Annotated in this window: 18 protein-coding genes and 1 other RNA gene; 7 read left to right on the plus strand and 12 right to left on the minus strand. The window is 41.3% G+C overall.

All coding sequences use genetic code 11. From position 1 onward, the window contains the following. Positions 1-15: 15 nt before the first annotated feature. The 3 genes from typA to GUA46_RS11845 form a co-directional block, all read right to left on the minus strand. A complete protein-coding gene (gene typA / locus GUA46_RS11835) occupies positions 16-1,815 on the minus strand; it encodes a translational GTPase TypA (protein ID WP_176620651.1) in 1,800 nt (599 codons plus the stop codon). Positions 1,816-1,912: 97 nt separating this feature from the next. After that, on the minus strand, positions 1,913-2,470 hold the full coding sequence (locus tag GUA46_RS11840) for a DUF3575 domain-containing protein (protein WP_176620652.1): 558 nt from the start codon (positions 2,468-2,470) through the stop codon (positions 1,913-1,915). A gap of 65 nt (positions 2,471-2,535) precedes the next feature. Next, complete coding sequence (locus GUA46_RS11845; protein ID WP_176620653.1) at positions 2,536-3,117, minus strand: hypothetical protein; 582 nt, start codon at positions 3,115-3,117, stop codon at positions 2,536-2,538. Between the two features lie 73 nt (positions 3,118-3,190). On the opposite strand from GUA46_RS11845, the gene kdsA reads away from it, so the two are divergent. The 6 genes from kdsA to GUA46_RS11875 all read left to right on the plus strand — a co-directional run bounded on the left by kdsA (position 3,191) and on the right by GUA46_RS11875 (position 9,492). After that, positions 3,191-4,009 carry a 3-deoxy-8-phosphooctulonate synthase gene (kdsA, locus tag GUA46_RS11850; RefSeq protein ID WP_108244935.1) on the plus strand — a complete coding sequence of 273 codons (819 nt, stop codon included), beginning with the start codon at positions 3,191-3,193 and terminating at the stop codon, positions 4,007-4,009. A 164-nt stretch (positions 4,010-4,173) separates the two neighbouring features. Then, positions 4,174-6,510, plus strand: coding sequence for a TonB-dependent receptor (locus GUA46_RS11855; protein ID WP_176620654.1), 2,337 nt, complete (start codon positions 4,174-4,176; stop codon positions 6,508-6,510). Between the two features lie 60 nt (positions 6,511-6,570). Then, the gene (locus GUA46_RS11860; protein WP_176620655.1) at positions 6,571-7,287 is read left to right on the plus strand and encodes a DUF4198 domain-containing protein; all 717 of its coding nucleotides are present in this window, start codon (positions 6,571-6,573) and stop codon (positions 7,285-7,287) included. A gap of 2 nt (positions 7,288-7,289) precedes the next feature. Further along, entirely contained in the window at positions 7,290-7,622 is a 333-nt protein-coding gene (locus tag GUA46_RS11865; RefSeq protein WP_176620656.1) for a hypothetical protein, read from the plus strand. Positions 7,623-7,625: 3 nt separating this feature from the next. Further along, a complete protein-coding gene (locus tag GUA46_RS11870; RefSeq protein WP_176620657.1) occupies positions 7,626-7,925 on the plus strand; it encodes a hypothetical protein in 300 nt (99 codons plus the stop codon). Between the two features lie 4 nt (positions 7,926-7,929). Beyond that, positions 7,930-9,492: a PepSY-associated TM helix domain-containing protein gene (locus GUA46_RS11875; RefSeq protein ID WP_176620658.1), complete on the plus strand. Its 1,563-nt coding sequence runs from the start codon at positions 7,930-7,932 to the stop codon at positions 9,490-9,492. A 2-nt stretch (positions 9,493-9,494) separates the two neighbouring features. Here GUA46_RS11875 and GUA46_RS11880 read toward each other — a convergent pair whose 3' ends face one another. The 5 genes from GUA46_RS11880 to GUA46_RS11900 form a co-directional block, all read right to left on the minus strand. Beyond that, on the minus strand, positions 9,495-9,863 hold the full coding sequence (locus GUA46_RS11880; protein WP_176620659.1) for a DUF1801 domain-containing protein: 369 nt from the start codon (positions 9,861-9,863) through the stop codon (positions 9,495-9,497). A gap of 13 nt (positions 9,864-9,876) precedes the next feature. Further along, on the minus strand, positions 9,877-10,749 hold the full coding sequence (locus GUA46_RS11885) for a DUF808 domain-containing protein (protein WP_176620660.1): 873 nt from the start codon (positions 10,747-10,749) through the stop codon (positions 9,877-9,879). A 90-nt stretch (positions 10,750-10,839) separates the two neighbouring features. Further along, the gene (locus GUA46_RS11890) at positions 10,840-11,295 is read right to left on the minus strand and encodes a COG2426 family protein (RefSeq protein ID WP_108244929.1); all 456 of its coding nucleotides are present in this window, start codon (positions 11,293-11,295) and stop codon (positions 10,840-10,842) included. A gap of 110 nt (positions 11,296-11,405) precedes the next feature. Further along, the gene (locus GUA46_RS11895; protein ID WP_108244928.1) at positions 11,406-11,675 is read right to left on the minus strand and encodes a hypothetical protein; all 270 of its coding nucleotides are present in this window, start codon (positions 11,673-11,675) and stop codon (positions 11,406-11,408) included. Between the two features lie 80 nt (positions 11,676-11,755). Then, complete coding sequence (locus GUA46_RS11900; protein WP_176620661.1) at positions 11,756-12,961, minus strand: NAD(P)-dependent oxidoreductase; 1,206 nt, start codon at positions 12,959-12,961, stop codon at positions 11,756-11,758. A gap of 298 nt (positions 12,962-13,259) precedes the next feature. On the opposite strand from GUA46_RS11900, the gene ssrA reads away from it, so the two are divergent. Then, positions 13,260-13,659: a transfer-messenger RNA gene (gene ssrA / locus GUA46_RS11905) on the plus strand. 377 nt (positions 13,660-14,036) lie between these two features. Here ssrA and GUA46_RS11910 read toward each other — a convergent pair. From GUA46_RS11910 to GUA46_RS11925, 4 genes are all read right to left on the minus strand, one after another. Further along, entirely contained in the window at positions 14,037-14,831 is a 795-nt protein-coding gene (locus GUA46_RS11910) for a ThuA domain-containing protein (RefSeq protein ID WP_176620662.1), read from the minus strand. Between the two features lie 78 nt (positions 14,832-14,909). Beyond that, a complete protein-coding gene (locus GUA46_RS11915; RefSeq protein WP_176620663.1) occupies positions 14,910-16,433 on the minus strand; it encodes a TolB family protein in 1,524 nt (507 codons plus the stop codon). A 35-nt stretch (positions 16,434-16,468) separates the two neighbouring features. Further along, the gene (locus tag GUA46_RS11920; RefSeq protein WP_176620664.1) at positions 16,469-18,184 is read right to left on the minus strand and encodes a RagB/SusD family nutrient uptake outer membrane protein; all 1,716 of its coding nucleotides are present in this window, start codon (positions 18,182-18,184) and stop codon (positions 16,469-16,471) included. 10 nt (positions 18,185-18,194) lie between these two features. Then, positions 18,195-21,359, minus strand: coding sequence for a SusC/RagA family TonB-linked outer membrane protein (locus tag GUA46_RS11925; RefSeq protein ID WP_176620665.1), 3,165 nt, complete (start codon positions 21,357-21,359; stop codon positions 18,195-18,197). Positions 21,360-21,510: the final 151 nt, after the last annotated feature.

The raw sequence follows: 21,510 nt of genomic DNA on the forward strand, positions 1-21,510 counted from the left end.
TCAAATTGAATTATCTTAAACTACCTTGTTTCTTTTTCTATCTACCTCTTTTAGGTATATTTTCCTAAGTCTTAAGTGGTTTGGAGTCACCTCTACATATTCATCCTTTTGAATGTATTCCAAGGCTTCTTCCAACGAGAATTTGATGGCAGGAACAATCTTTGCCTTGTCATCAGCTCCAGAAGAACGAACGTTTGATAGCTTTTTGGTCTTGGTTACGTTCACCGTCATATCATCCTGACGAGAGTTTTCACCGATAACTTGACCTTCGTAAATATCCTCTCCCGGGTCAATAAAGAACTTACCTCTTTCCTGAAGCTTATCAATGGAATAAGGAATTGCAGTTCCGTTTTCCATAGAAACCAAGGAACCGTTCAATCGCTGGGCGATATCCCCTTTCAACGGTTGATATTCAAAAAATCTGTGCGCCATAATAGCTTCACCGGCAGTTGCTGTCAACAATTGGTTTCTAAGACCAATGATTCCACGGGATGGAATAACAAATTCGCAAACCATACGTGAACCTCTTGCTTCCATACTGGTCATCTCCCCCTTACGGATGGACACCATTTCAACAGCTTTTCCTGAAACTTCTTCCGGCAGGTCGATGGTCAAGTGCTCCACTGGCTCACATTTTACACCATCAATCTCCTTGATAATTACCTGTGGCTGCCCAATTTGAAGCTCGTAACCTTCCCTACGCATGGTCTCAATCAATACGGAAAGGTGCAATACACCACGTCCGAATACCAAGAACTTATCCGCACTATCGGTTTGTTGTACGCGAAGTGCCAAGTTTTTTTCCAATTCCTTTTCCAAACGCTCCTTGATGTGACGGGAAGTCACAAACTTTCCATCCTTACCAAAGAAGGGACTATCGTTAATAGTGAAAAGCATACTCATTGTAGGCTCATCAATAGCGATGGTCTTCAATTTTTCTGGATTTTCGATATCGGCAACGGTATCACCGATCTCGAATCCTTCCATACCAACAATGGCACAAATATCCCCAGCAACCACTTCTTCCACTCTTAATCGGCCCAAACCTTCAAAAGTGTAAAGTTCCTTGATCCTAGTTTTTACGATAGCACCATCTCTTTTCACCAAAGAAACTTGCTGCCCTTCACGAAGTTTACCACGTTGTAATCTTCCGATGGCAATTCGCCCGGTGAATGAAGAGTAATCCAAGGAAGTAATCAACATTTGAGTGGTCCCTTCTTGAGGCTTGAACTCTGGAACATGTTCGATGACCATATCCAATAATGGCTCAATGTTTTCGGTCTGTACTTTCCAGTCCTTGCCCATCCAGTTGTTCTTTGCAGAACCGTAAACGGTCGGGAAATCGAGCTGCCATTCTTCTGCACCCAATTCAAACATCAAATCGAAAACTTTTTCATGCACTTCTTCTGGAGTACAGTTTTCCTTATCAACTTTGTTGATGACCACGCAAGGCTTCAAACCAAGGTCGATGGCCTTTTGAAGTACGAAACGAGTCTGTGGCATTGGCCCCTCAAAAGCGTCCACCAATAACAAAACTCCATCGGCCATGTTAAGTACACGCTCAACTTCTCCACCAAAATCGGCGTGACCAGGGGTATCTATAATATTAATTTTTGTGTCTTTGTAAACAACGGAAACGTTTTTGGAAACGATGGTAATCCCACGTTCCCTCTCCAGGTCGTTGTTATCCAATATCAGGTCGCCCTTGTTCTCGTTTTCCCGGAACAACTGGCAGTGGTACATAATTTTATCAACCAAGGTAGTCTTACCGTGGTCTACGTGTGCAATGATTGCAATGTTTTTGATTTTGGACATAACCTAAATTTTAAGCCCGCAAAGATACTGCTATTTTTCACTTGTTGGCACACCTAAATGTTATTTTTATCTTATTGATTTTGTGGAAGTTCCAAATCTAAAGACCAACACACCAGCGCTTTTCGCTAATAATCCATCCAATGCTTAGGTTCACCACGGGTTGAATGGTCCCTTTGAACGGCCCCACATAGTAGCCTGCACCGACATCAACAGAGAAGCTGAAACCTGAATCAAAACTGCGCTGGATGCCATACACCAGACCGCCATAACCGTGAATGCCATCTACCAATCTACCCTCAACTACACGGTCTCCCGGAGAAAAAACGGCAACTGAAGGTGCAATATAATTTCCGGAATTCCCATAAATGGACCTTCTTCGCCTTTCCCGACTGTTCAAGTTGTGATAATATCTGTTCTGAACGGTAATGGCAGGGAAAAAATCAAAATCTTCCAACGGTCGGGAACTAGCAGGTTCCAAAGCGGCCTGATACGCCACTCGAATGTCCAAGGTACTATTTACTCCCAGAGCCATTTCATACTCAATTCCTGGATTGATGGCATTGAGCTTAAACTGACGGACTTCGCAATTGGTGCCGTATTGAGCATGTACAAAAAATCCTGTGGACAGGAATGCCAAAAGAAGTAAGCGACGCATTGTAGGTTAATTTGGTAGTAGTATAACCTTAACTTGGGCAAAATAGTATATGGCAAGGCCCTTATTTAATCTAGATACGGGTCTTTTTTCTTCCGTTTGGTGGCAACCCACCCAAACGTAATACTAATCAATGGCCCATATCCATTGGGCACACCATCTCCCCGATAATATCCAGCCCCTACCTCCGCATTAAAATTGAATCCTTTTTCATAGGTACGTTGGATACCGTAGACCATTCCGTAAAATCCTAAGTTAAAATCGCTAGGGCCTTCCACATCGGTCGCAACTCGAAGTTGTGAAAAGAAGATGGCTTGGGCGGCGGCGATATAGTTCCCCGAGTTACCAGAGGTATTTTTTTCCAGCCTTTCCCTCCTATCAAAATTATGGTAATAGCGGTAACGGTTGTTCATTGCCAAACCGAACACATAGCCCTCTTCATAAGTAGCGGTGGCCAAACCCAAATTTGTGGAAACGCTTTGGTTTTTAAAAATTCCAAGTTCATACGTAAATCCGGGGCTCAATAAGTTCAATTTAAATTGATGCCGTTCCAAATGGGCCAAATCAAATGTTCCGCCCCGCTCTTGCCATTGGGCTTCTACAAAAGTTGATACTAAACAAAGTAAAATAAGAACATATTTATTTTTCATGGTTGATGGTTTGTATCGATAAATCTAAAAAGGATACCATGGTTTAATATTATATTTGTGCAAACTTTAAGAAATGGACATCACCAAAATTCCACAGATAAAACACACGGACAGCGATAATTTTTTCCTATTGGCTGGCCCTTGCGCCATTGAAGGCGAGGATATGGCCATGCGAATTGCAGAAAAGGCGGTTGCCATTACGGACAAGCTTAACATTCCCTACATTTTTAAGGGGAGTTTTAAAAAAGCTAACCGTAGCAGAATTGATTCTTTTACGGGAATTGGTGATGAAAAAGCTTTAAAAATCCTTCGAAAAGTTTCGGAGACTTTTGGTGTTCCGACCGTAACCGACATTCATGAAATCTCTGACGCAACCATGGCCGCCGAATATGTAGATGTTCTCCAAATTCCTGCGTTCTTGGTCAGGCAAACCGATTTGGTCGTAGCAGCGGCAGAAACAGGCAAGGTCGTCAACTTGAAGAAAGGGCAGTTTATGAGTCCTGAAAGTATGAAGCATGCGGTTACCAAGGTAACGGAAACCGGAAATGAGCAGGCCATTATCACCGATCGTGGAACCATGTTCGGTTATCAGGACATGATTGTAGATTTCAGGGGAATCCCGACGATGAAACAGTATGCACCTGTGGTTTTGGATGTGACCCACTCGCTTCAACAGCCCAATCAATCTTCTGGGGTTACAGGAGGTAGACCCGCATTGATAGGAACAATGTCCCGAGCAGGAATCGCAGCTGGTGTAGATGGACTTTTTATGGAAACTCATTTTGATCCTGCAAATGCCAAAAGTGATGGCGCCAATATGCTGGATTTAAGTTTATTGGAAAAACTTTTGACGGATTTGACTGCGATTAGAAAAACCATCAATTCATTATAAAATCTCCTCAAACTACAATTTTAACAAAACCAATGTGCTGATTTAAAGATAATTACATTTAAATTTTAGATTTATTTATAATTAGTCTAAATATTTTTTGTCTGATTAAATGTTGGAACATACATTTGCAATCGAAATTTATTTAGACCAATTACAAATAACTAATGAAGAATATATTACTCATCCTCAGCCTAGCTGTCTTTTCTTTTTCGCAAGCTCAAACAGGAAGTTTGGAAGGAAAAGTGACAGATCAAAGAAACAACGCACTATCAGATGTAAACATTATGCTATCCAACACCAGTTTGGGAGCCACATCCGATAATTCTGGTTCTTACAAAATTGAAAACCTTGCTCCCGGCTCCTACACACTCACCTTTTCTATGGTAGGTTATGGAATGCAAACTAAGACCATCACGATCAATGCTGGACAAACCACTCAGGTTTCGACAGTTAAAATGGTGGAAAAACAGGAGCAACTCAACGAAGTAATCGTAGAGGGCCATCAGAACAAATATCTCGAAAGAGAACCTTCAACCTCGTTGAGGTTAAAAACGGAACTGGTAAAACTTCCACAAAATGTACAGGTCATCAGCGACCAGCTCTTAAAAGATCAGCAAGTAACCACCATAATGGACGGACTTACCCGAAATGTGAGTGGTGTTACCATGTTGGAACATTGGGGACAATTTGCCCGGATCAACATGCGTGGTTTCCGTTTACCTGCTTTTAGGAACGGAGTAAACGTTCAGGACAGCTGGGGACCATTGGCCGAAGACATGAACACGGTGGAACGCATTGAGTTTGTAAAAGGTCCGGCCGGATTTATGATGTCCGCAGGTGAGCCCGGTGGTTTTTACAACGTAGTCACCAAAAAACCTACGGAAGAATTTGTTGCCAATGCCTCTTTTACCGCTGGAAGCTTTGACTTTTATCGTGGTACAGTCGATGTGGGTGGCAAAGCCTCCGAAAATGGAAAGTTGCTCTATCGCTTCAACGCCATGTACCAAACTACGGATAGCCATAGAGGAAATGAGCAAACCGATAGGTTTGGCATTGCTCCTGCCCTAACCTATAAGTTTAGCGATAAAACCTCCGTAACTGCAGAAATGAACTTACAGGATGCCGAATCCTTCTTGGGGTCTGCCTATATTTTTGCACCTGTGGAAGATGGATATGCAAGCCTGCCCCGTGATTTCAACTTTGTTGACACCAATTACCCAAAAACCGATATTCAGGAAGTTACTTTCTTTTTGAATGCCAAACATGAATTTTCTGATAATTGGAGTGTTGAAGGTCAAATGGTATATTTAAGATATGATCAAATTGGAAATTCTGCCTGGATAGCTGGACTTGATAGCGATACCGGAGATGTTGTTAGAACAATATCCCAGTGGGATGCACTATCTGTAGGTAAATATGCTCAGTTATATATTAATGGTGCTTTCAATACCGGTGCTGTTTCACATAAAATATTGGGAGGTTTTGATTTCAGTGATAAATCCTATTGGGCCGACTTTTCGGTTACACTTCCTGTAGATACTGCAACACCCTTTAATATTTACAATCCCCAATATGGCGTCACTATTCCAGAATTCGACCGTTCTGTAAATGTTCAATATAGAAACGGAGGTGCTCCATATAGTGCAAATACTTTAAGAGGATACTACCTGCAAGATGAGATTGGTTTCTTGGATGATAAAATTCGATTGACCTTGGCCGGACGGTACACAAACTTGTACACTCAAGGAAAAACGGAAAACGATGACGTATTTACACCACGTGTTGGTTTGAGCGTTGATATTTTGCCCGATTTGACCGTTTATGGACTCTATGACCAATCTTTTTTGCCACAAGCAGGAATGAGTGTTGATATGGAACCTTTGAACGACCCAGTGGATGCCAACGATATAGAAGGTGGTATTAAAAAGAGCTTTTTTGATGGACGGTTAAGAACTTCTTTAGGGGTATACCAAATAACGAAGGAGAATATTTTGACCACAGACCCATCCAATCCAAACTTCTCCATGTATTTGGGCGAAGTACAATCAAAGGGTATAGAATTCGACCTTCAAGGTGAAATTACCCCAGAGCTAAATGTAATCTTGAACTATGCCAATACCAAAGTAGAGGTAACCGAAGATCCCAACCCGGACATTGTAGGTACCAGAGTGGCCGGTCACGCCAAGCATGTAACCAATGGATGGTTAAATTATAACTTCGCCCAGACATCATCATTGAACGGATTCGGTGTTTCCCTAGGCTATCAATACCAAGTAGACCGATCTACTTGGGCATGGGCCGCTGATAACCAGTCCGACCTTCCGGATTATTTTAGAATGGATGGTGCCCTATCATGGAGAAACAGCAACTTCAGGGTTCAACTGAACATCAACAATATTTTGGACGAATATCTATATTCCGGTGCCAACTATGGTTCTTATCTATATTGGCAATCGGAACCGGGAATCAATGGAAGACTTACCGTTGCTTATAGTTTTTAACATCAGACAATTTAAATAAGCTCCATGTACTCGCGCATGGGGCTTTAAACAAACACAATCATGAAAACAAAATTCATTCTTTTTTTAACTTGTCTCTTTGGGACCCTTACCGCCCAGGCCCACTACTTGTGGATAGAGACCAATGGAACTGGAAAACTTGGTAAAGCACAGGAAGTACGTGTACACTATGGTGAGTACACTTATGGAGTTATTGAAAAAGTAGAAGGCGAAGCCTTTCCTGCTGTTTCCAAATTTACCCTTTGGGTAATAGCTCCCGATGGCACAAAGACCCAATTGAGCACAAAAGCTAAAGAAGACCATTACTTGTCGAGTTTTACTCCATCCCAGAAGGGCGTGTATACCATTGCTTTAAACAACAATGAAATCGATGTGATTGATTATACTCAATACGATTTCGGGATTTTTAAGACACATTATCATTCTACCGCAAAAGTAAAAGTGGGAACCGATGGCGATACCAAAGCGGAAAATCCAGATGGAATCGTGGTAAAACAATTGGAAAATGACGGGAAGGAAATCAAACTCCAAGTTTTGTACAAGGGTGACCCCATAGCCAAAAACGAACTTAAGGTCTATGTCTCCGACCTATGGTCCAAAACATTGTATACCGATGATAATGGTGAAGTTTCCTTTACTTTGCCTTGGAACACAAAATACATTGTAGAGACCACGACCAAAGAAGAGATTCCAGGCACCTACAATGGCGAAAAGTATGAGTTTATCTGGCATTGTGCCACCTACTGTATAAAACAATAACCATGTTCACGGGAATTTCCCTTCTAACCTTGATTTCCTTTTACCTGCTGTACAGTACATCAAAAAAAATGTCGGCCGTCGGGAATCTGGGCTTTGAAAAGTCGATCGGAGAACACGAAAAAGCATCCAAATACATTGGCTTGGCCTTAATGATTTTATCATTGGGGCTGAGTTGCTTTTATTGGGGCATAGGTTCAGGAACCTTCACCTTTTTTATCATTTTAATGACGATTGCCAGTTTAGTTATACTATTGGCCCCTTTGCGATTGCTGAACTATACTTTTTTAATATTGACCTTTACCTGTTCATTTATTTTTGAAGTTCTTTTGTTTTAAACTATGCCCGCCAACAAAAAATACCTGACTCCGTCGACCTCGCAACGTTTTGCCAAGATATCCGCTGCCATTTTGGGAGGTTTAATCGTTTCGGTGATGTTCCATATGGCTCTGGCCGCTTGGTTTGATCACGTTACCGTAATCATCACCAGTACGTTTTCAGCCTTTATTCTATGGGCCATTTTAATGGTTGTTGCTTTTTTGGGCAAAAATGGCTGGAAAATTTGGAGTATCTATCTTCTGGCAAGCCTTGTGTTCTTTGTGATCTTTTATTTTGGAAACCAAACCAATCCACTTGTTTAAAACCATGGGAAACCGCATCTATAATATATTGTTCCACACACATACCGTAAGCGGTATCGTAATCAGCGTTGCACTTTACGTTATCTTCTTTACAGGTTCGTTCTCCTTCTTCAGGGATGAAATTACCAATTGGCAACGCGGACATTCCGTGACCCAGGAAGATGCAATATCCGGAAGCGTGGACCAATATCTTGACGAACTCTCCAAAGAACACAACCTTTATGGGCGTGATGTGGAGCTGCGCCACTATTATAATGAAAGGAATATTTCCGTAAGCATTGGGGCCTCTCAAGACTCTCTTGCTGCTGAAAAAGACAAAGCCCGCGTCTTTTTTTATTTGGATACGGTGGACAATACCAAAGGAAGCTACGAGGGCAATTACCATTTGGGCGAGTTTTTGTACCGTCTTCACTTTTTGGACCAAATCCCATATCCCTATGGCAGATATTTATCGGGATTGGTGGCCTTCTTCTTCTTATTTGCCATTATCACGGGAATCTTGGTGCATTGGAACAAGATTGTGTCCAACTTTTACACCTTCAGACCTTGGGCCAAGATCAAAACTATTTGGACGGATGCCCATACTGCTTTAGGGGTAATCGGTTTCCCATTTCAATTTGTGTATGCCGTTACCGGAGCCTTCTTTTTGCTCAAAGGCGTTTTGATTCTTCCTGTGGTGATGGGTATGTACGATGGGGACCAAAACAAACTATTCGAAGATTTAGAGTACAATCATCCCGTATATGAATTTCAGAACGAGAAACTGAACAAAGAAATCCATCTTGATCAACTTGTGGACCAAATGAAGGAGGAGTGGCCCAGTTTTAGAATGACCGAAACCCACATCTTTAATTACGGGGACAAAAACATGCATGCTGCCATCAGTGGATACCTTGGTTACGAAACTAAATTAAATGGTCTTGGATACCGAATCTACAATATGGCCGATGGTTCCATCGTGGACGAAAAGGTTCCTGCAAAGAACAATTCATATTTGGATGGAGTTAAAAATATGATGTTCCGTCTTCACTTTGGTGATTATGCGGGCATCGGGCTTCGTTTAATATCCTTTATTCTTGGACTGGTCTCCTGTTTTGTTATCCTATCCGGGATTATGATCTGGCTTGTAGCTCGTGATAAAAAGAATATCCCGGAAAAACGTAGAAAATTCAATGCGCAAGTAGCCAATTGGTATATGGCCATCTGCCTTACCCTACTTCCTGTTACGGCCTTGGAGTTTATTCTTGTAAAGTTTGCAACAGAAGTCAACCGCACCTTTTTGTACCAAACCTATTTTCTTGTTTGGTTAGCTGCATCTGTTTTCTTTATCCTTAAAAAGAATATTGCCTTTACCAATAAATGGACATTGATCTCTGGTGGTATTTTGGGATTGTTGGTTCCGATTGCAAACGGGATTGCATCAGGCAATTGGATTTGGGTAGCCTATCAAAATGGATACCAGCACATTCTTTTGGTGGATTTGCTCTGGTTGATATTGGGAATTGTATCGCTTTGGATAGCTTTCTTTAAACTGAACACCTCTAAGAAAGAACTCGCACCTTCCTAAACCTACTTTTTGTAAAATCCTTTATGTTTAAGCGAATAACATTCCTGTAAAACTTCCACCAACACCTCTTGGTCGATTTCTTCCAACGAAAAATAGCGAAGCGATTTGACCACCTTTCGGTTTTCATTGACCATTTTATCCAAATGCAATGTGAGGTGGGCCGAATTCCAAAAGGCAATATCCACATACTTCTTTTTTTGGGACACATTTAAATAGCAGATGGGCTGTTTGCCTGCATAAAAGCAAGGAATGTTCCATTTGTATTTCATGTCAACATTAGGAACAATAGACTCGATTACAGCTTTTATGTGCAATAAAATGCTTCTGTAAGGTTCTGTCTGATTGATGATATACTCTTCGGCTGGATTCATAAAAATGACTTGCTTAGGATTTGCGTTTGAATAGCTTATTGACCAACTTCAACAAAAGAAGCGCAACAAATCCGATGACCAGCCCAAAAATAAAATCCTTTAGCATACTGGGGAGGCTTGGGAACAAATGGTGAAAAAAATCAATGTTATGGGTAAAAATACCCCCTGAAACCAACAATAGAGCCAATGTACCTACAATGGACAGACCCTTAATTATTTTCGGAAGCGCATTCACCAATACCATGCCCACTTTATCGGAGAAGCTATTCGTTTGTTCGTTCAGGTTAATGAGCTTGTAACCGTAATCGTCCATGCGAACGATTAAAGCAACAATACCATATACCCCAACAGTGGCCAACAATGCCACTACTGATACGGTAGCAATCTGAATAGTTAACGGTTCGTTTACCACAGTGCTCAAAGCGATGATCACAATTTCAATGGAAAGGATAAAATCGGTTATGATGGCCTGTTTTATTTTTTGTTTCTCCAGTTCCGGCAAATCTTCTTCGGGAATTTCGGTGGGATCGGGGTCATGGGCTTCCTCTCCTCTATGAAAAATGTACTCGTACACCTTTTCGGCCCCTTCATAGGCCAGATATACCCCTCCTAAAATCAAGATAATGGTAATAGCAACGGGCAGATAGGCACTCAACAAAAATGCTATGGGCAGAATGATCAATTTGTTCAAAAAAGAACCTTTGGTAATGGCCCATAGTACGGGAATTTCCCGGCTGGATAAAAATCCTGTCGCCTTTTCGGCATTCACCGCCAAGTCATCGCCCAAAATACCTGCTGTTTTTTTTGTGGCAACCTTGCTCATTGTTGCCACATCATCCATAAGTGCGGAAATATCATCCAAAACGGCAAAAAAACCTGATGCCATAAGCTTTGTTTAAGGTTAGTGATTTAAGTTTGGGAACAAAATAAATAATTCCAACCTTACCAATGGTCAAAATCGAAAAAAACTATTGTCTTAAATGCCTTCCATAGACATTAAAGTGGCCGCCCAAATAATCACAGAAGAGAAAAAGATTCCGATTGTATTTGCTGCAAAAGCTTCTCGCTTTTTCATTTTGAATAGGTATGCTGCTATGCTACCGGCATAAACCCCTGTGCCTGGCAGGGGAATCATTACAAACAACACAATCCCCAAGAATCCGAAACGTTGTATTTTGTTTCCCGAACCCTTTTTGGCTCTTTGACCTACGAAGACAGCGGACTTTTTATAGAAACGCCATTTGATCAAATGACGGTTGATATATTCCAAAAAGAACATCATTAAGGGAAACACCATTACGTTTGCCAAAAAGCAGACAATGAATACAATGTACTCATTTACCCCTTGGTACATTCCATAGGGAATACCGACCTTGGCCTCACCAAAAGGCGATATACTCCAAAGTGCCGCTATAATCAAATCTTTGTGCAACGTACTGAGATTTTAAGCCGACAAAAATAAACAGGAATTTACATTTTGCGTCTTGGTTAACCCTTAAAAATTTATTAATTGTGATTTATGTAGCCTAAGCTAAAATAACTTTAAGCCACGGAAGAAAAAGATGAGCCATTTATAGCCTGATCAAAACCGGAAAGAATTTGATTAGTATATTCCTTTGGAGTTCTATCCGATATAGAAACCCTTTTATTATCCACATCCACATTGAAATGAAAGCTAGAAAAGTCGGTATCGACATCCAGCCGAGACAATAGGAATCGCATAATCCTAGGTCTAAGGCTGTATTCCATATCGATACAGGTGCGTTGCATTGCTGGATTGTCATCTCCAGAAAATACCCAATTGAATTTCACTGGCTTATGGAAATTAGGACATACAATATACTAAAAAACGGTCCACAGTCAACTTATAACTATTGTTTTTAGACGAAGGGTTATTCTTTACCGTCCACGTAATCTTGCAGGTACGCATAGCGTTCGGTCAGCTTCCCATTTTGGGTCATACGGGCCCTTTCTAGAACTCCATCCTTGTCATTATTAAAAAACGAGGGGATAACGTACTTAGAGAATGCTTCGCCAAAACCAACACTTGCATCCCTGGGCAATTCACAGGGTAGGTTATCCACGGCCATTACGGCAATGGCATTTTCCAACATAAAATCGGTTTCTTTTTCGGAATCCGAGTCATATCCATAGATAGGGTCTGCAATGGTAGACGGACGAATAGTAGAAGCTACCGGGCCATCGATATCGCAACTGATATCGGCCACTACCTTTATTTTGAATTCCGGTTGTTTGGCATCTTCTCGGGTGTAGAGATAAGGGGCTCCGTCCCCATAAAAATGTCCCGCAATATAGAAGTCGGTTACTTTGGCAAACCGGAAAAAGTCAGACTTGTAGGCTTTGGGGTTCTTAAAAAAATCAGCTTTATTGCCACGCACTCCATCCTTACGCTTATTGTATTCGGAAGCATCTATTTGACAATATACAGGCTCTTCAAAAGAATTGCTCAGGTATTCGGAGACACTTACTTTTTTTAAGCCCATACCGTCCAACATTTCTTTGGCCCCATTGCCCACTCTACCTTTGCCGGTAAGCAATATTTTGATGTTGGGCAGTTGTATTTTTTTAAGTTCGTTAATCAGATCCTGCTGGTCTAGAAGAGACTCCGCTTTGGGCAACTGATACAAATTGTACTTTAACCCATATGCCCTAAACCCGTTGTAGGCTCCCACAATACCAGCGTAACGACCAAAAGCTACCAATCTAGCTCCTTTGGCATTGGTAATCACCTCATGATCGTATAGTTCTATGTTTTTGTCCAAGATAGCTCGGAGCAGTTCTCGATTATAGGGCTGTTTTTTTATGGTATGGGAAAAAAAGAAATATTTTTTGTGGGGAATCAATGCATCGATGGGAACCTCTTTGACGCCGAGAAGTACGTCGCAAATCTCCATATCGTTTACCACTTGCAAGTTCTTATCGGCATACTCTTGATCGGCAAATACCCGTATCGGGGATGATTCGACCAAAATTTCGGCTTGTGGAAATTTGGACAAGACATTTTGACATTCTTCTGGAGATAGCACTACCCTGCGGTCTGGCGGATTTTTACGTTCCCTGATGATTCCGAACTTCATATGGTATTTTGGTATAATTGTTGACCAAAATAAGGGGAAAAGGCAGGGTAAGCAAACTTTTTATTGTTTGATGGATATGCGTTACCTTTGCCGACCGCGTTAGGGATAGAGGCAAGTACCGTGTACGGCCGATAGCCCGACCGAAATGTTGCGAAGCAATGTTTTGGGAACGCCCACACTTCGACTGCTCTCAGTGCAGACAAGTTCTTTGATAAAAAAGTGAGTAAATGTTTAGGCCCTTCGACTCCGCTCAGGGCATAATTCGTTTACGGTAAGCAAAGCTTACCTAACACATTATGGGGCCGACCGGTTTTGACAGCAAGACCAATGGCGATGTAAGCATGCCGAGCGCTGGGATATAGCTCGTTAATCTCATATTTCACACTTTTAATTGGCGAAAATAATTACGCTCTTGCCGCATAATCTGAATTATAGTAAGATTTGCCTCGTCCCTACAAGGTAGGGAAGCGAGATGTTCCTGAATAGCCCTTGTTGACGGCGATTCGTTTAGGAGCACCAAAAAAGTCAACACAAGGGTGTCCGTTCGCTTTGGCGACACCTCTAAAACCTAAAGAAGATAAGTGTATGTTAGGCCGTATCTGGTCAGGCATCCATCGAAAACTAAGCAGATACTAAGCATGTAGAAAGCATGGTTATTGCTTGTTTGGACGAGGGTTCGAATCCCTCCGGCTCCACTAAAACACCATCAAAACACAACAACAAACCTGTAAATTACTGATTTACAGGTTTTTTTATTTTATTTAGTTTCATTTAAACTCAAATAAATTCAATTTAAAAGGCACCAAATCGATACCCAAAATATGTCAAATTCCTTTGCAGTTCTTTTAACATAAGAACAAACCTCTTACTTCATTAGATACAACAAGATTTGTTTTTGGTCAAAGGTGAAAAGCACAGAATATTTAGAACTCTTTGATGAGCTTTTCAAAAGGGCAATAAAAAATAAATAAAAGAGCGTGGCCATCAGTGTCACGCTCTTTTTGAATTGAAAAAACTAAACTTAATCTTCAAGTGTATTGGATAATTTTCTCCAATCACACTCCTATTTTGATAATCACTTTAGATAATATGGATTTGCTTTGGCTGCATAAAATATTCCTCCATATAAATGGTCTAAAAACCATTGATTTTTAAAATTGAGCCCTATGTGTCCCAAAGCTGTATAAAAGGCCCTGCCCCCTTCATATTCATGATACCAAGAAATGGGATGTACCTCTCCCATACCATGGCCCACTCTGTCAACCATATTTCCGTTGCTGCCCATATCCCGGTTTTTCCAGACAACTTCCGCATCATAACTTGCTTCATCCACAGTGATCAAGGTGAGAAGGCCGTTTATTTTATCGGGGCCAAATTCATACCATTCATCTGTCCACAACAATGTATCTGGAAAATGCTCTAAACCGGGAAATTTATGTTCCTTTATTTTTAATAGTGCCGTTTGCTTTGTTGGATGGATATGGAACATTCTTCCAACCAATTTTGTATACCAATCCCAGTCGTATTCGGTATCGGCAGCCGCATGGATACCAACATAACCTTTTCCAGACCCAATATACTTTTCAAAGGCTTCCTGCTCTTCTGCATTGAATATATCCCCGGTGGTATTTAAAAAAATGACCACATCAAATTTTTTCAATCGATCTAAAGTGATGGGATTGGCCTCTTGCTGTATTTCCACATCAAAAAAATGCTTTTCACCCAACTTTTTTATGGCTCGTGTTCCATCCATTATGGATTCATGGTTGAATCCGTCGGTTTCGGTAATCAATAATGCTTTAAACTGTTGGCCTCTCAACAAACCTGTACTCAACATTAGGGCAAAAAGAACCCATCTACATATTTTCATAACTTAATTTTATAGGTGAATGGTGTAAGGGAACGGTATCCCCTACACCATATAAAACCATTTTATACACGTTTTGGCCTATTCAAACTTTTTTGAATTGCTTACAAATGAAATGTGCTTGCTATCGGGCGACCATGAATTAACATTCAGGGTTCCTTGTCCCCCATATAAATAGGCAATTACTTTTGGTGCTCCTCCGGAAGTGGGCATTAAGCGCAACATAACCCTTTTATAAGATGGGTGCGAGTTCAGTTCTATTGTTGGTTCAAAAGAAATAAATGCAATCCACTTGCCATCGGGCGAAATGTGTGGGAACCAATTGTTGTACTGGTCAAATGTCAATTGTTCTTTGTTGGAGCCATCAGGCTTCATACGCCACAATTGCATAGTACCACCATTCGTAGATCCGTTGTAATAGATATATTTTCCATCAGGGGAATACTCACAACCGTCAACATGTTCCAACTTTCCATTATTGGTGAGCTTTATTTCTTTTCCACCTCGAATCGATTTTTTGTAAATGTCATAAATATTTACCCCATTTCGTTGGGCCACATATACTACATCCCTATTGTTTGGCGCCCAACCGTGCAGATAAGATGGAGATGTTGTGGTAACGGCCTTAGGTTCTCCGCCCTCCAAAGGCAAGTAAAAAACATTTGAGCCGTTCCCATCATTATGGCTTATTCCCAATAGTTTTCCGTTAAAGGAAATGCAATGATCATTGTTCAATTGGTCTGCGGAACCAGTATTCAATTTGTTCGGATTACCTCCTTCAACAGGGATTGTATATAAAGATCCGTCCATGTTGAACAACAGTTCATCTCCTTTGGGCATCCAATTGGGGGCTTCAAAGCGACTTTCTTTATCATAGATTACCTTGCGTTTTCCATCAAACACATTCATGGTCTCCAAGCGGCAACCGATCCATCCTTCGCTGTTTGGATTATAATCTTCCTGTACAGGCTGGTCTATTCTAGCATTCCAGACTTGAGCGGTTTCCACTACATCTTCATCATGAGATCCTATTACTATTCCCACCAATGCTTCTTCGGGCATAAAATCTATTGTTTTTGTGCTGATTACCTGCAATGGTTCTCCTGGATGGGCAGCCCTAACAATAAAGGTGTTCCCTTTTCGCTCGAGTTGTATAATCTCATAGTAGCGCTTTGGCGCCCAAACGTCGTCGTATGGGTTTTCCATGGCTACTCCTTTTCTTTCTCTCCACTGTCCGGCAGTAAGGCCGTCCCCGTGCAGAAAGCCCCCTACCATAACGGAATTATCCTCTTTGGAGGAACGTGCCATCCAACCTATTTTTCTATGGACTTCATTATGCCCTTCAAACTTAAAGTTTGCGGTGGCTATAAAATCCCCTTTTATCATGTTGTACAGGTAATGGTGCTCGTCCCTTTGTCCCCAGATGTTATATCCTGCACCTTTTATGGTGTACGTTTGGGAATTTTCATCATAGGTTGCGGAACCTGCCAATTTGGGGTTTCCTATATCAACATTGTTTTCAAAAATGCCTATTGGATTGCTTTGGGCAAAACTCAACTGCATTAGCAAAATGCAGCAAAGGGCAAAAATTTTATTTTTTTCCATCTATCTATTTAAATTTATTTCTGTTTTATGAGTTATTAATATCCAGTATTCTGAGTGTATATTCCTTTGGTAAAATCGATTTCCTTTTGTGGAATTGGATAATACTCATCCCTTCCTGCTGTAAAATATGCATTGGATAGGTAATCGTGCTTTTGCTTTTCAACATCCAAATAGTCGTTCAAAGTAGCTTCTGCTTCTCCCCAACGCACTAGGTCGAAGAAACGCCATCCTTCCATGGCAAACTCAAGGCGTCTTTCAAACTTTAGGGCCTTCCATGCAAATTCCTTGGATGGAAAAGATGCATAGGGTTGAATGTTGTACACATCGGATGCACCAGCGGACAATGGTCTGGAGGTACTTTGAGCGGCCCGGTTCCTAACTTGGTTTATGATCGGAAGCGCTTCATCCCATCTATCCAATTGAATCAAAGCCTCTGCCTTGAAAAGCAATATATCCGCATATCTTATAAAAACGTAGTTTACCGAGGTCGCTATAAATGGACCTTGCTTTATAAAGCATGAGCAATCGGGGGATTGTTGTTCCTTCATATTTCCATAGAAACCATAAACTCCCGGATCTCTGGCCCAACTTGTTTTATAGATCATATCCCCGGGCTCGCTAATGGTGTTCATATACTTGAAGGGTCTTCCGGGAAATCCAACTGTATGGTCCATTCGGGGATCTATACTTCCATAGGCATCCGGGTCTGTGAGATCGCTGTCATTGAAAGTATCCAAAAGAGGAAGTCCGTTTTCATCTGTTTTAAAGGCGTTCACCATATTTTGGCTTGCTTGATGGAAACCACAGCAACCATAAAAAGATGATCCCGTTGGAGAGTTCACCGCAGTAGCATAACTACCCCGACCGACCTCTGTTCCATCGTTCAGCGAAAATTGTACGGCCCATACGGACTCTTGCCCGTTTTCATAATCTGGAAGGAAATTATTGGCAAAGTCTGGTTCCAAACTTCCTTGGACCTCATCGGCATAGTGGATAACTTCTTCCAAACGCTCTTGATCAATACCTACTACTTGGTTGTTTTCGTCTTGCTCGTAGGCTTGGTACAACCTTAATTTGGCTAAATAACCGGCTGCTGCACTTTTATTCGCCCTACCTACCTGATCTTGTTGTTGGGGAAGGTTATCGTATGCAAACAAAAAGTCATCTGCAATTTTGTTCCACAACTCTTCTTGGGGCATATCGTTTGTGGTCTGCAAGATTTGATCATCCGTAAGGTTATCTGAAATGTAAGGGATATGCTTGAACATTATCTTCAAGATAAAATGGCAATGTCCCCTTAAAAAACGAAGTTCGGCCATCCTGACTGTTTTGTTCGGATACGAGCTTTCAGGTATCTCATTGATCACCCTCAAGGCAAAATTGATCCTTGATATCGCTTTATAATAATTTTCCCATGTATTTGGCAACATAAGCAATGAACCTGCATCTGGAATGGTAAGGTTATATTGTTCGTACCGGTCTATTTCGGCCAAATCCGTACGGCCACCACCACCTTTGTAGGCATCATCGGCTCGAACACTTCCGTATACCCACGGATTGGTTATCGGTCCTCCAATATCATCGTTGCCGATTCCTGCATAGGCTGCTATTACCAGTCCTTCTGCATTTTCCTCGGTTGCTACATTATCCGATGACAATAGTCCGGATGGTTCTACATCCAAAAAGCCATCATTGCAAGAGCTTATTGCCAAGGCTATGGCACATGTTATTATAAGTTTAATTTTTTTCATCTTTCTTAATTTAAAAATTGACATTAAATCCAATCGACATTATACTTGGCACTGGAATGGCATTGATGTCCACTCGCTCTGGATCGGCACCTATGTAACCTTTTGGGGTGAACCAAAAAAGGTTTTCTGCCTGAAGGTAGATCCTTAGACCTGTCATACCTCCCCATTTTTCTATAAGGTCTTGCGGCAAGGAATAGCCCAACTGGATATTTCTTATTTTGAAATAAGAATTGTTTCGGTAGATATAATCGGAGTTTTCCGTAAAGTTATTTACCAAACTCAATGAAGGGATATTTGTATTCGTGTTGGTGGGTGTCCAGCCATTAAGTGTGCCCGTTGCTGCATTTTCCCTACCCGGCACAAAATTGTTGTACATGATATAGGGATCTACACCTATACGTCCCATTACCCCCGAACCAAAAATACTGGCATCAAAATTTTTGTAATGGGCATCTATAGTGATACCGTATTCCAATTTTGGCAAAGTGGTTCCCAGCCAATCCCTATCGTTGGAATTTATAACACCATCACCGTTCACATCCACAATTTTGATTCCTCCAGGTCGTGCATTGCCTACCTGAACCCCGCCTGTTGGGTGCTCATTAACTTCTTCCTGACTTTGGAACAATCCTTCTGTTTTATATCCAAAAATTGAAAATTGTGAATGGCCTATGATCGAGTTTTGTGCAGTTCCGGGATAGGCTGTTCTTGCTTCTTCCGGAAGGCTGGTGATCTTGTCCCTAAAAGCCCCGAAATTCGTGGTCACTCCAAATTTGAAATCATTTTCAAAATTATGGTTATAGGATAAAATCAGTTCCCATCCGTTGGTTTTGGTAGAAGCTCCATTTAGCCAACGCTCACGACCTTCACCAACAGCGGAAGCAATTGGTGGTCGGATTAGAATACCATCCGTGTTTCTTGTAAAATAGTCAAAGGAACCTACAATGGAACGATTAAAGAACCCAAAATCAACACCTACATTTATTTCTTTGGTCTCTTCCCATTTCAAGCTCGGATTTTCGCTCTGTATGGAAATAAATCCAGCGGGTAGGTTACCACTATTGTTCCCATTGATGTCATAAGCGGTTCCTACATTGTACCATTCACTAAAGGAATCTTGGGCATAATTATATTCTACGGGGCCATAACGGGGCTCGTATAGACCAAACCTGGCGTAATCTCCTATAAACTGGTTACCAACTACACCATAGCCCGCTCTTAGTTTTAGGGTATTCAACCAATCCTTGTCCTTTAAAAAGTTTTCGTTCTTCATTCGCCAACCTACTGTAAATGCAGGGAAAATGGCATACCTGTTATCTGTTCCGAATTTGGACGAACCATCTCTACGCAAGGTAACGGAGGCCAAGTATTTATCCGAGAAGGTGTAATTGATCTTTCCGAATTGGGAAAGCAAAGCATCTTCTGTAATGCTACCTTGATTGGTCCTTTGACCCGTTGCGGCAGATAAAACATAGTAGGATTCATCTTCAACGGCAAAATTTTGGGCCGTTGCCGTTACGGAATGTAATTTATTTTTAATTGATTCAGTACCCAATAAAACATTGAATCTATGGTCTTCATTCAATGTGAAATTGTATTGCAACGTGTTCGTGAGCACCAAGCTGGAGAAATCCGCTTGAGAAATTTCCAAACTGTTAAGGGTCCTGGTAATAAAACCGTTGCTCACCCTTGGCTCGATATCTTTAAGATCGGTTCTGTAATGATCCAGTCCAATACTTGTCCTAAATGTCAGATTTTCTAAGATCTTTAGTTCGGCGTACACATTTCCAAAAATTGTTGTCCTAGCTGTGTTGTCCCATCTATTGATGTATTGCATGTACAAAGGATTGTTTCTATCGGAATACCCGGACCCCAATGGCCCTCCATAATCACCAGTGGATGTGTACACCGGAATGGTAGGTGCCATATTGATTCCCAATCCGGGTGTCGGCGCATTACCTACATCCCTGGAGGCCAAAGTTTCATTCGACTTATAAAACTGAGTGTTTGTCCCTATTTTTAGGTGATCGTTAAATAGATTAAGGCTTGCGTTTATTTTTGCAGAATAACGTTCGTATCCTGAATATTTTAAGATGCCTGTATTGTCCAAATACCCTAGGTTGAGTAATGCAAATGCTTTATCATCACCGCCGGATACCGTTAAATCATTGTTCAATACAAAACCGGTTTCATAAAGGGTATCCTGCCAATCGGTATCTCCCGAAGGCACATTGGAATCACCACCCACATATGGTTGTACGGATACATTGTTCAGCACTGGGTTGTTAAAATCACCGTTCCAGTCAAAATTGTAGATTTCCCCGTACCCAGTATTGGGATCGGAACCATCGTTTACAGAAGCTTGCCACAATACTCTTCCTCTTTCCTTGGCATTCAACATATCGTAGCGCTGTTTTTTTTCTGACAGCACCGATAGGTTACTACTAAAGGAAACATTGACTTTTTCTCCTTTTGATACATTTTTTGTGGTAATGATAATAACACCATTCGATGCTCTTGAACCATATAGGGAGGAAGCCGAAGCATCCTTTAACACTTGGATGGAAGCAATTGTACTTGGGTTTATGCTAGAAAAAACTTCCTGTCGCACCGTTGGCACACCATCTATTACATATAAGGGAGCATTGTTTCCCAATGTATTCACCCCTCTGATGAGTATTTGGTTGCTGCTTCCAGTGGGGTCCCCTGATTTTTGCACAAAAAGACCTGCCACCCTACCCTGCATGGCCTGTATGGGGCTACCCGAGCTCATACTGGTCTCTTTTATAGGTGCAATGTCCACTATACTTACCGCTCCTGTTAAATCTGCCTTCTTTTCTGCTACATATCCAGTGATTACAACCTCATCAAGTTGCTGTGCATCTGCTTTTAAGGCTATGTTCAATGTAGACTGGTCATTAACTGTTACTTCTTGGGACAAAAACCCGACGTAACTAAAAACCAAGACAGATCCTTGGGGAACATCTGCCAGTACATAATTACCATCAAAGTCGGTCATGGTTCCGTTGGTCGAACCTTTTACCAAAATAGAAGCCCCTGGCAATGGCATTCCATCTTCTGCTGCTGTAACCGTACCTTGTACTTCATGCTGCTGGCTCCACACATGACTTATTGGTATACAACACCATAATAATGTCAAGAACAAAATTCTCATAATTTCAACGTTTATTTAGTTAGTTTTCAAAAAATCAAAATCACATCATTCAACAAAAGAACTCGATAAGGATGTAGCAAACTTTAAAAGGCACCTCCAAAGTCGCTCCACCTACGAGCCAATATTGCATGATCAATGATTTGATTGCATC

This window comes from Flagellimonas chongwuensis, from assembly GCF_013376415.1.
In the GTDB taxonomy this organism is placed as follows: domain Bacteria; phylum Bacteroidota; class Bacteroidia; order Flavobacteriales; family Flavobacteriaceae; genus Flagellimonas; species Flagellimonas chongwuensis.